Genomic DNA, 11,590 nt, shown 5'->3' on the forward strand with positions numbered 1-11,590 from the left:
CCGGTTGCGCCCGGCCGGTTCGCCCAGGCCGGCGGCCGAGCCGTACCGCCCTGGTGCTCCGGGCCCGTCGCCGTGGGGCGTGGCTTCGCTGTGCCGGTTGCGCCCGGCCGGTTCGTCCAGGCCGGCGGCCGAGCCGTACCGGCCCGGTGCGCCATCGTCGCCGTGGGGTGTGGCCTCGCTGTGGCAGTCGCGCCCGGCCTGCTCGCCCCGGCCGGCGGCCAAGCCGTACCGGACCCGTGTGCCCGGTCCGTCGCCGTCACGCCGCGCCCCGCCGCGCGCCGCCGAGGGACCGGCCTCGGCCCCCGCCGAGGGACCGGCCCCGGCCCCCGTCGTGGTCTCCCGGCCGGAGGCCACCGTCGCCGGGAGCAGGCCCAGCAGGATCGACGCCGCCGGCCACAGGGGCAGTTCCGGAGCCGTCAGGGGTACCGCCGGTGGGTGCAGTGCGCCCGGGGCGTAGGTGTTCGCCCAGATCATCAGGGCCGCCACCGCCACGCCCGAACCCGACACCAGCCAGGCGCGGGCGCCCCAGCGGTCCGGGCGGTAGCGGGTGCGGACCGAGCGGCGGCCGCCGAGCCACAGGCCGGCCAGCGCGGCGGCGAGACCCAGGGCCAGCACGGTCAGGCCGTAGCCCGCGCCCGTGTCGGCCAGCAGTCCGTACGTGCCGGCGCAGACGCCCAGCAGCCCGCCGAGCGTCAGCACCGTCGTGGTGTGCCGTACCGCGCGCGGCACTTGGGCCGTACGGCCGTAGCCACGCGCGTCCATCGCCGCCGCCAGCGCCACCGAACGCTCCAGCGCGCCCTCCAGTACCGGCAGCCCCACCTGCAGCAGGGCCTTGAAGCCGTGGTCGGGACGGCCGCGCAGCCGGCGGGCGGCGCGCAGCCGCTGGACGTCCGCGACGAGGTTCGGCGCGAAGGTCATCGCCACGACGATCGCCACCCCCGCCTCGTAGAGCGCGCCCGGCAGGGACTTCAGCAGCCGGGCCGGGTTGGCGAGCGCGTTCGCCGCGCCGACGCAGACCAGCAGCGCCGCCAGCTTCAGGCCGTCGTACAGGGCGAAGACCAGACCCTCGGCGGTCACCCGGCCCCCGACGCGCACTCCCTTCACCCAGTCCGGAAGCGGAACCTCCGGAAGGGTGACGAGCGTGTGCGTTCCGGGGATCGGGGATCCGAGCACGATCGCGAAGACCAGCCGGATGCCGATCACGGCCAGCCCGAGCTTGAGGAACGCCCCGTACGAGCGGGCCCACGGCGCGTCCGTGCGCCGCGCCGCCACCACGTAACCGGCGACGCCGACCAGCAGGCCCAGCAGCAGCGGGTTCGTCATCCGCGACGCTGCCGTCGCCAGGCCCAGCGCCCACACCCACCAGGCGCCCGCGTGCAGCGCGGACGCCCGTACGGTCAGGGGCGCGCTCGTCCGGCCGCCGGACCCCGGCGGCGTGGTCAGCCGGCTCATCCGCGGCGTCGGCGTGCCTGCCACGCGGCCGCGGCGCCGAGGACGACCACGGCGGCGACGCCGGCGATCAGACCGGCCGAGGGGCCGCTGTCGCCGTCGTCCTTGCCGTCCGCCTTCGCGGGCGCGTCGCTCTTCTTCGCGCCGTTGCCGCTGCCGTTGCCGCTCACCTGCTCGCCGCAGCCCGTCCGCGGATAGCCCGCGATCGCGCACAGCAGCGCCGCCGAGTCGTACCGCAGCGGCTTCGCGACGGCCGCGAGCGCCTCGGCGGCGCTCGCGTCGCCGCCCACCCGCGCGCAGGCCGTCCGCGCCGCGGGCGGGCTCTCGCCCTCGGGCGCGTCGGCGGCCGTACCGAAGTCGAGGACGACCGCGACGCGCTTGGTGCCGTCCTCGGCGGGCGTACGGTCGCACACCGCGCCGAAGTCCGCCGCCGCGCGCGGCTTCGCGGCGTCCTTGGAGTCCTGGCTGACGGCGAACCGGAAACCGACGGTCTCCCCGTCGCCCGGCCGCGCGCCGGACGGGCCCTGCGTGGCGTAGGCCCAGCCGGCGCCGGAGCCCTGCCAGAACGACCAGTACCGGTAGCCCGCCGCGTGCGCGGGCGCGATGCCGGTCACGGCGAACAGCCCGGCCAGCAGCAGCGCGCCGAGGGCGCGCCCGCCGCGTACGGACGTCACAGCTGCTGCTTCTTCCTGCGGCCGCTGATCAGGAAGCCCGCGCCGACGCTCGCGACGAAGAAGACGCCGACGATCCACCAGATGCCGAAGCCGTCGTCGTCCTTCTTCTTCTCGTCGTCGTGCCCCGTCGGGCGGGCGTCCGCCGCCGGGCCGGTCGCGTTGAGCTGCGAGACCAGGTCCGTGCCGCCGAAGGAGCGCGGGTCGCCGCCGGCGGCGCGGGTGGCGAGGACGAGCTTGGCCAGGCGGCCCGGGTTCTTCGCGGCCCAGGTGGCCGTGCCGCTCTCCTTGGACTCCAGCCACTTCAGCGGCTTCGCGGCGGCCTCGCGGTGCCCGCCCGCGGCCAGCACGAGAACGGCGTCGGCGGTGGTGCCCTGGTCCGGCTTGGCCGGGTCGCCGAACATGGACGGCAGGAGGTAACCGCCGTTCTTGTCGAGCGTCGCGGCGAGGTAGCCGTCGACGGCCTCCGCCGCGCCGGCCGCGTCCTTCGGCCCGGCCCGGTCGGCGTCGTCGGCCGCGTCGGCGGGGCACTCCAGCGGCTTCAGCGGCTGGTCGGCGTCCTTCTTCGGCGGGTCGACGAGGAAGCCCTTGCCGCGGACGGCCAGCCCGGCGGCCGCGCTGGCGAGGCTGTCGGCGCGCAGGCCGTCCTTGTCCTTCAGGTACGAGAACGCGCCGCGCTCGGCCTCCTTGGCGTCGCAGCCGAGCTGGAAGGTCAGGAGCGTCTCGACGGGGTTCTTGCCGTTCTTCGCGGCGGCCTTCGCCGGGTCCTGGCCGGCCGAGGCGAACGCGCCGAGGGCGATGGAGGTGGAGTTCGCGTCGCTGCCGGAGCCGGGGAAAGCGCCCCAGCCGCCGTCGTCGTTCTGGTGGGCCTTGAGCCAGTCCAGACCCTTGGTGACCGCCTCGGCTCGGCCGCCCGCGGCCACCAGGCCCTGCACGGCGACCGCCGTCGCGTCGGTGAACTCCCCCGTCCTGCGGTCGCATGCCTTCGCGGTGTCGGCCCGGTAGCTGGGGAAGCCGCCGTCAGCACACTGCTGCCTGGCCAGCCAGTCGACCGCCGACGCCGCCGGCGTGACGCCCACCGCGTGCTGGGCGACGAAGGCCAGCGACTGCCGGAAGACACCGTCGAACCTCGGGTCGGTCGTGCCGTACTGCCCGCTCGCCGCCGGCGACGGGGACGCGTCGGCGAAGGCGGCGGGGGCCACGGCCGCGCTCAGGACGGCGGCGGTGGCCAGGGCCGCGGCGCCGCGGCGCGCGTGGACGGCGGGGGAGGGGGCCATGGGTCGGTGCCTCTCGGTGGGTGTCACTGCGGTGGTCGGCCTGTGGTGGGTCGGCCCGCGGGGTACGGGGTCCTCGGCCGCGCACGGCAGCCCCTCCGCGAACGTCGCGCGGTGGCACCGGGCTCGGCACCGCACACCTCGACGGGGCCGGTGGGCCGGGCGGCGCCGACGGGCGGCACGACCGGCTCCGGGAGCCTTGCCGCCCGGGACCGGGTGGTCCGGCTCCCACGGCCGGCCGCGGGGGCGGGCCGTGGTCACGGTTGCGGGTCAGCGCCGGATTCGCACCGGCTTTCCCCGTTCCGAGGCGGGATGAAGTTGTGACCGACACTTTAGCCGTCGCCCCGCGCGGCCCTCATCGCGCCACGTATCTGACGGGGGCCCCGCCCGGGAGCGCCTCCGCGTGGCCGAGCAGGAGGAGGTGACGCAGGTGCGCGTCGGCCTCGGCGACGGCGATGGTGCGGGAGCCGTGGGGGATGCGCGACCAGGGGCGGTTCCACCGCATCGACTCGGTGAGCTGCCACAGCGTCCGGGGCGTGGCCAGCAGCGCGCGCAGGGCGTCGAGGCGGGCGTGGTGGTGGGCGAGGAGCTCGCGGACGCGGCCGGCGGCGTCGGTGAAGGCGTACTGGTGGGCGGGCAGCACCTCGGCGGGCAGCAGGCGGGCGACGCGTTCGAGGGAGGCCAGGTAGTCGCCCAGGGGGTCGGTGCGCACGGGGTCCCGCGGATCCTCGTAGACGCCTATGTGCGGGGTGATGCCGGGCAGGAGGTGATCGCCGGAGAAGAGCCGGCCGTTGCCCGCCAGGCCCCGCGGGTGCGCCTCCTCCAGGTGCAGGCAGACGTGGCCGGGCGTGTGGCCGGGGGTCCAGACGGCGCGCAGCCGGCGGCCGGGCAGGTCGAGGAGCTCGCCGGCGGTGATGGGCCGGTCGGGCAGGGCGGCCCGGTGCCCGGGGAAGCCCTCCGATGACGACGTGCGCGCACGGGCCCTCGCGACGCGGGCCAAGTGGTCGTCGGGGGCGCCGGCGGCGGTGAGCCTCTCGGCGAGGAGGTCCAGCCACTGGACGGGCGTGGTGGCACGGACGCGGCGGACCAGGTGGGTGTCGGCGGGATGCATGGCGATCCACGCGCCGGACACCTCGCGGACCCTGCCGGACAGCCCGTGGTGGTCGGGGTGGTGATGGGTGATGACCACGCCGTACAGCTCGGCGACGTCCGTGCCGCAGGCGGCGAGCCCGGCGGTGAGGGCGTCCCAGGCGGCGGGGTCGTCCCAGCCGGTGTCGATCAGGACCGGGCCGCGGTCGGTGTCCAGGAGGTGGACGAGGGTGTGGCCGAGGGGGTTGTCGGGAATCGGCACGCGCAGGGAATGGACACCGCCGCCGTGATCGGTCACGGTGTCGGCCTCCGGCCGTTCGACGGGTCCCCGCCCCTCCGGACCCCCGCCCCCCTGCGGCCGTTCCGGTACATCCGGCATGGTCGTTTCCCCCGTCGCCGTGACCTCGTCCGTTGCCCGCCACCGTCCGCTACGACTTCGTCCATTGCCCACTATAACGAGACCTGCTATCAGTTCTGATGCAGTGTCAGATCCGGTGGCTCGGTGGACGCGGCCCGGGGCGCGCGCCGTGGCTCGGCGGACGCGGCCCGGCCGCCGCCGACTCGCGGAGGGCACCGACATGCGCGACATCGTCGAGTACGGGCAGCTGTTCATCGGCGGCACCATGACCGACCCGGCCGGTCGGGAGACCATCGAGGTCGTCTCGCCGCACACCGAGCGCGTCATCGGACGCGTACCCCACGCCACCCGCCGGGACGTCGACCGGGCCGTGACCGCGGCCCGCGCCTCCTTCGACTCCGGTGTCTGGGCCGGCCGGCCCCTCGCCGAACGGATCGAGGTCGTCACCCGCATCAAGGACGGCGTCCTCGCCCGCCACGAGGAACTCGCCGAGTCCATCTCCGCCCAGAACGGCTCCCCCCGCTCCTGGAGCGTCCTGGCCCAGGCGCTCGGCGCGGTGATGGTCTGGGACAGCGCCCTCGCGGTCGCCCGCGACATCCCTTACGAGGAACGGCGCGCCGGCGTCCTCGGGCCCCTGCTGGTGCGGCGCGAGCCGGCCGGCGTGGTGGCGGCCGTCGTGCCGTGGAACGTACCGCAGTTCACGGCGGCGGCGAAGCTCGCGCCCGCGCTGCTCGCGGGCTGCTCGGTGGTGCTCAAGCCGTCGCCCGAGACCCCGTTGGACTCCTATCTGCTGGCCGAGATCGTCACCGCCGCCGGTCTGCCGGAAGGCGTGCTGTCGATCCTGCCCGCGGGCCGGGAGACCGGCGAGTACCTCGTCGGGCACCCCGGCGTCGACAAGGTCTCCTTCACCGGATCCGTCGCGGCCGGCAAACGCGTGATGGAGGTCGCCGCCCGCCGGCTCACCCGCGTCACCCTCGAACTCGGCGGCAAGTCCGCCGCCGTCATCCTCCCCGACGCCGACCCGTCCGCCGCCGTCGTCGGCATCGTGCCCAGCGCCTGGATGAACAACGGCCAGGCGTGCGTCGCCCAGACCCGCGTCCTCGCGCCCCGCGCCCACTACGACGAGCTGGCCGAACGCTTCGCCGCGGCCGCCGGCGCCCTCGTCGTCGGCGACCCGCTCGACCCCGCCACCCAGATCGGCCCGCTCGTCGCCGAACGCCAGCGGCGCCGGTCCCTGGACTACATCGCCCTCGGACAGCGGGAAGGCGCCAAGGTCCTCGCCGGCGGCGGCCGGCCCGCCGCCCAGGAGACCGGCTGGTACGTCGAGCCGACGCTCCTCGGCGAGGTCACCAACACCATGCGCGTCGCCCGGGAGGAGATCTTCGGGCCGGTCGTCTGCCTGCTCCCGTACGACACCGAGGAGGAGGCCGTACGCATCGCCGACGACTCCGAGTACGGGCTGTCCGGCAGCGTGTGGACCGCCGACGTCGAGCGCGGCCTCGACATCGCGCGCCGGGTGCGCACCGGCTCGTACTCCGTGAACACCTTCAGCCTCGACATGCTCGGGCCCTTCGGCGGCTTCAAGGACTCCGGCATCGGGCGGGAGTTCGGCCCGGAGGGCTTCGCCGCCTACCAGGAGCTCAAGACCATCCACCTGCCCGCCGGGCACGGGACGGGGGAGGGCTGATGGCCGGCGCTCCGTCCGGGGCGGAGCGGCCCTGGCGGGTGACCGTCGACCGGGGGCTGTGCGTCGGCTCGGGCCTGTGCGCGGCCACCGCGCCGGGGGCGTTCCGGCTGGACGCGGCGCGGCGCTCGCACCCCGTCGCGCGGGAGACCGGCGCGTCGGAGGCGGTGCTCACCGCCGCCGAGAACTGCCCGGTCGAGGCCATCGCCCTCGCCCTGGCGGCCACGGGCGAGCCGGTCTTCCCGCCGGAGGAGCCCGGCCGTTGAGACCACGCGGCGTTGTTACTCATGCGTTCCTCATGGTGTGTTCATGCCGGATGTGACTGTCCCTCCCCGGTGACGGCGTGGAACGCTCTCGACGTCACCGGCCGAGGGGGAGAGATGAACAAGGGGTACGCCGTCTACTGCGACGCGGACCGGCAGTTCTACGACGCCCCGCACCGGCTGCCGACCGACGGCGACGGCCCGTCCGCCCTGTACCCGACGGCCCGGCGCGAGCCCCCCGAGGGATGGCAGCGCCACCGCACCGGCGACTGGCTGGCCTTCCGGCCCCTCGACGCCCGGCTGCCCGACCAGGGCTGGAAGATCCACGTCTCCGCGTGCCTGGACAACGCCGAACGGATCCTCGCCGCGGTCCGCGACTACTGCGTGCCCAGGGGCATCGCCTTCAAGTGCGTCCCGAGCCCCTACCTCCTGCTCACCCGCAACGCCAAGTACGCCGACCGCGGCGGCAGCGGCAAGTTCATCACCGTCTACCCCGCCGACGACGAGCGCTGCCGCGCAATCGCCGAGGACCTCGACGCGCTGCTGGCCGGCGAGGCGGGCCCGTACATCCTCACCGACCTGCGCTGGGGGGACGGGCCGGTGCACCTGCGCTACGGCAGCTTCACCCTGCGGCACTGCTACGACGACCGGGGCGAGCTGTGCCCGGCGATCGAGAACGCCGACGGCGTCCTCGTGCCCGACCGCCGCGAGCCCGCCTTCCACGTCCCGGAGTGGCTGACCCTCCCCGGCTTCCTCGCCCCGCACCTCGCCGCCCGCTCGGCCACGAAGGTCAGCGACATCCCGTACCGGATCGACCGGGCCCTGCACTTCTCCAACGGCGGCGGCGTCTACGTCGGCACCGACCTGCGCGACGACCGGAAGGTCGTCCTCAAGGAAGGCCGCCCGCACGCCGGCCTGGCCGCCGACGGCGCCGACGCGGTCACCCGGCTGCGACGCGAACGCGACGCCCTCCGGCGGCTGTCCGGGCTGCCCTGCACCCCCGAGGTGCACGACTACGTCACCCTCGGCGACCACCACTTCCTCGTGCTGGAATTCGTCGAGGGCCGGCCGCTCAACTCCTTCTTCGCCCGGCGGCACCCGCTCATCGACCCCGACCCGGGGCGCGAGCGGCTCGCCGAGTACACCGAGTGGGCGATACGGATGTACCGGCTGGTCGAGGAGGCCGTCGACGCCATCCACGCGCGCGGCGTCGTCTTCAACGACCTCCACCTGTTCAACATCATGGTCGCCGAGGACGAGCGGTCGGTCGTGCTCCTCGACTTCGAGGCCGCCGGGCACATCGACGAGGGCCGCCGCCAGACCGTCGCCAGCCCCGGCTTCGTCGCCCCCGCCGACCGCAAGGGCTTCGACGTCGACCGCTACGCCCTCGCCTGCCTGCGCATCGCCCTCTTCCTGCCGCTGACGAGCCTGTTCGCCGTCGACCGGAACAAGGCCGCGCACCTCGCCCGGATCGCGGCGGAGCAGTTCCCCGTGCCGGCCGGGTACTTCGACGAGGCCGTCGCCGAGATCGTCCACGGGCCGCGCGGCGTACGGGGAAGCACGCCCCTCGCCCCGGCCGCCGGCTACCTGCCCGTCGCCCCCGCCGACTGGCCGCACAGCCGCGACTCGATGACCGAGGCCGTCCTGGCCTCGGCCACCCCGCGGCGCGAGGACCGCTTCTTCCCCGGCGACATCGCCCAGTTCGAGACCGGCGGCGGCATCTGCTTCGCCCACGGCGCGGCGGGCGTGCTGTACGCCCTGGACGCGACCGGCGGCCGCGAGCGGTGCGCCGACGCCGAGGAATGGCTGCTGCGCCACACCAAGAGCCCCGAATCCGGCACACCGCTGGGCTTCTACGACGGGCTCGCCGGCGTCGCCTGGGTCCTCGAACGCCTCGGCCACCGCGCCCGCGCACTGGAACTGGCCGAGACGATCACCGCCCAGAACTGGGACCACATTGCCCCCGACCTGCACAGCGGCCTCGCCGGTATCGGCCTCGCCCTCGACTCCCTGGCCACGGCCACCGGCGAGAGCGCACTCCACGACGCGGCCCTGCGCTGCGCGCGGCTGATCACCGACCGGCCGACCGGTGCAACGGCCGGAAAGCCCCGCGCGGGCCTCCTCCACGGCGCCACCGGCACCGCTCTGCTCTTCCTGCGCCTGTACGAACGCACGGGCGCCCCCGAACTCCTCGACCGCGCCGCCGACGCCCTCCGCCGCGACCTCGCCCGCTGCGTGCTCGGCACCGGCGACGTCCTCCAGGTCGACGAGGGCTGGCGCACCATGCCCTACCTCGGCGCCGGGAGCGTCGGCATCGGCATGCTGCTGGACGACTACCTCGCCCACCGGCCCGACGCGGAGTTCGCCCAGGCGCGGGGCCGGATCGTACGGGCCGCCCAGGCCACCTTCTACGCCCAGCCCGGCCTCTTCCGGGGCACCGCGGGCATGGTGCTGTACCTGAGCCGCACCACGGCCGGCGGCCCCGGCACCCGACCGGCCGACCTGCGCCGGCAGATCGGCTCCCTGTCCTGGGGAGCCGTCCCCTACCGAGGCCACCTGGCCTTCCCCGGCGAGCAGATGATGCGCCTGTCGATGGACCTGGCCACCGGCACCGCCGGCTGCCTGCTCGCGCTGGGCAGCGCCCTGCACCCCACCCCGGTGCACCTGCCCTTCCTCCCGCCGCTCCGGCGGCCCTCAGAGCCGGTCCTCCGGGGCCGTACCGAAAACACCCGTCCCCACGAGTGAGAGGAACACATCATGACCCTTCTCGACCTGCAGACGATGGAAACCCCCAAGACCGAGGAGCACGTCAACGGCGGCGGTGGCGGCGGCAGCCGCGCCAGCCTGCTGCTCTGCGGCGACAGCAGCCTGTCGGTCGTCACCTGTAACTGACCACCGGCGCACGGCGGTCGGCCGACCGCCACGCGAGACCGTGCCGTAACCACCGCACGGTCGAACCGGTCCCGGGCGGCTCGCCGTCCGGGACCGGTTCGCACCCCCGCCGGCCCCGCCCACGGACGAGGACCACCGCGCATGGCCACGACGCCGCACACCCCGGACGCCGGCCGCCTGCTGCTGGCCGCCGCCCGCCACAGCGCCGGCCGCACCACGGCGATCTTCCTGTTCAGCACGGCGGCCGCGGCCTGCGCCCTCGCCCTGCCCGCCGCACTCGGGCACACCCTTGACCTGATCCTCCGCCGCGGCGACTCCCTCGCCCTGTGGACGGCCCTGTGCGCCGCCCTCATCGGCGCCGAGGTCCTCTTCGACGCCCTGGACGCCTTCGTCACCGGCACCACCAACGCGCGCGCCGCCGCCTGGCTGCGCCGCCGCGGCCTGGCACGGCTGCTGGCCGCCGGGCCCCGGCACGCCTCCCGGTTCACCGCCGGCGACCTCGTCACCCGGCTCACCGGCAACGCGGCCGAGGCGGGCACCGCCCCGGCGACCGCCGCCGCCGGAGCCGCGTCCCTCCTCGCCCCCCTCGGCGGCCTCATCGCCCTGGCGTTCATCGACCCCTGGCTCGCCGCCGTCTTCCTCGCCGGTGCCCCCGCCCTCTTCCTGCTGCTGCGCGCCTTCGCCCGCGGCTCCTCCGACAGCGTCGCGCGCTACCAGCGCGTCCAGGGCGAGATCGCCGCCCGGCTCGTCGAGGCCCTCGGCGGCGCCCGCACCGTGGCCGCCGCCGGCACCGCCGCACGCGAACGCGACCGGGTGCTGGCACCGCTGCCCGAACTGAGCGCGCAGGGCCGCCGCATGTGGCGGGTGTACGGCCGGGCCGTCGTCCAGGGCGGCATCCTGGTGCCGCTGCTCCAGACGGCCGTCCTCGCGGTCGGCGGGATACGCCTGGCCGCCGGGGGCCTGAGCGTCGGCGAACTCCTGGCGGCCTCCCGGTACGCGGCCCTCGCCGCCGGCATCGGCTCGGTGGCCGGACAGCTCAACGCCCTGGTCCGCAGCCGCGCCGCCGCCGGCCGCACCGCCGAACTCCTGGCCCTGCCGGCCGTACCGTACGGCAGGCGGCCCCTGCCGCCCGGCGGCCCCGGACAGCTCGAACTGCGCGACGTGAGCGTCACCCACGGCGGCCGCGAGGTGCTGCGCGGCGTCGACCTGCTGGTGCCCGGCGGCACGACGACGGCGGTCGTCGGCCGCTCCGGCGCGGGCAAGTCCGTCCTGGCCGCCGTGGCCGGCCGGCTGGCCGACCCCGGCCGGGGGCAGGTGCTGCTCGACGGCGTGCCGCTGACCGAGGCCGACCCCACGCTGCTGCGGCGGGAGATCGGCTACGCCTTCGAGCGGCCCGCCCTGTTCGGCGACACCGTCGGCGCGGCCATCGCCTTCGGCCCGTACGAACCCGGCGACGCCGAGGTCGAGGCCGCGGCGCGGGCCGCCAGCGCGGACGGTTTCATCCGGCTGCTCCCGGGCGGACGCGCCACCGCCCTCGCCGACGCCCCCCTGTCGGGCGGCGAGCTGCAACGCCTCGGCCTGGCCCGGGCCTTCGCCCACGCGGGCCGGCTGCTGATACTCGACGACGCCACGTCGAGCCTGGACAGCGTCACCGAGGTACAGGTGGGCCGGGCCCTGGTCCGCGACGTCCGGGCGGGCACCCGCCTGCTGATAGCCCACCGCGTCTCCTCGGCGGCCCGCGCCGACCGCGTCGCCTGGCTGGAGAACGGCCGCGTCCGCGCCGTGGGCCGGCACGCGGACCTGTGGGAACTGCCGGAGTACCGGGCGGTGTTCGCGGACGAGGAAGGGGACGAGGAGGCGGCCGGGGAGGGCGCCACCGGGGCGCTCCCGGGCGTACGGGCCGCGGCCGG

Annotated in this window: 8 protein-coding genes, 1 pseudogene and 1 riboswitch; of the genes and pseudogenes, 5 read left to right on the forward strand and 4 right to left on the reverse strand. The window is 75.9% G+C overall.

Going from position 1 to position 11,590, the window contains the following annotated elements:
- Window positions 1–348: 348 nt before the first annotated feature.
- The 4 genes and pseudogenes from J7E86_RS30495 to J7E86_RS30510 all read right to left on the reverse strand — a co-directional run.
- Window positions 349–1,452 (reverse strand): annotated as a pseudogene (locus J7E86_RS30495) (CbiQ family ECF transporter T component); the annotation flags it as partial.
- Entirely contained in the window at window positions 1,449–2,123 is a 675-nt protein-coding gene (locus tag J7E86_RS30500; RefSeq protein WP_215086057.1) for an SCO2322 family protein, read from the reverse strand. The pseudogene J7E86_RS30495 and the gene J7E86_RS30500, both read right to left, overlap by 4 nt.
- Window positions 2,120–3,397, reverse strand: coding sequence for a prenyltransferase/squalene oxidase repeat-containing protein (locus J7E86_RS30505; RefSeq protein WP_215086058.1), 1,278 nt, complete (start codon window positions 3,395–3,397; stop codon window positions 2,120–2,122). The genes J7E86_RS30500 and J7E86_RS30505 overlap by 4 nt, the downstream gene beginning before the upstream one ends.
- Before the next feature lie 211 nt (window positions 3,398–3,608).
- Window positions 3,609–3,696, reverse strand: a riboswitch (cobalamin riboswitch).
- 53 nt (window positions 3,697–3,749) lie between these two features.
- Window positions 3,750–4,781: an MBL fold metallo-hydrolase gene (locus tag J7E86_RS30510; RefSeq protein ID WP_308312787.1), complete on the reverse strand. Its 1,032-nt coding sequence runs from the start codon at window positions 4,779–4,781 to the stop codon at window positions 3,750–3,752.
- A 280-nt stretch (window positions 4,782–5,061) separates the two neighbouring features.
- Between J7E86_RS30510 and J7E86_RS30515 the strand changes: the two genes are divergently transcribed.
- The 5 genes from J7E86_RS30515 to J7E86_RS30535 form a co-directional block, all read left to right on the forward strand.
- Window positions 5,062–6,528: an aldehyde dehydrogenase gene (locus tag J7E86_RS30515; RefSeq protein ID WP_215086060.1), complete on the forward strand. Its 1,467-nt coding sequence runs from the start codon at window positions 5,062–5,064 to the stop codon at window positions 6,526–6,528.
- Window positions 6,528–6,791 carry a ferredoxin gene (locus J7E86_RS30520; protein WP_215086061.1) on the forward strand — a complete coding sequence of 88 codons (264 nt, stop codon included), beginning with the start codon at window positions 6,528–6,530 and terminating at the stop codon, window positions 6,789–6,791. Before J7E86_RS30515 ends, J7E86_RS30520 begins: the two co-directional genes overlap by 1 nt.
- Before the next feature lie 114 nt (window positions 6,792–6,905).
- Window positions 6,906–9,533: a class III lanthionine synthetase LanKC gene (lanKC, locus tag J7E86_RS30525; protein ID WP_215086062.1), complete on the forward strand. Its 2,628-nt coding sequence runs from the start codon at window positions 6,906–6,908 to the stop codon at window positions 9,531–9,533.
- A gap of 12 nt (window positions 9,534–9,545) precedes the next feature.
- Complete coding sequence (locus J7E86_RS30530; RefSeq protein WP_215086063.1) at window positions 9,546–9,680, forward strand: SapB/AmfS family lanthipeptide; 135 nt, start codon at window positions 9,546–9,548, stop codon at window positions 9,678–9,680.
- Between the two features lie 141 nt (window positions 9,681–9,821).
- Window positions 9,822–11,590 (forward strand): ABC transporter ATP-binding protein (locus J7E86_RS30535; protein WP_215086064.1); only part of this gene is annotated, 1,769 nt, incomplete at its 3' end.

It is taken from the genome of Streptomyces sp. ISL-11 (assembly GCF_018614525.1).
GTDB lineage: Bacteria > Actinomycetota > Actinomycetes > Streptomycetales > Streptomycetaceae > Streptomyces.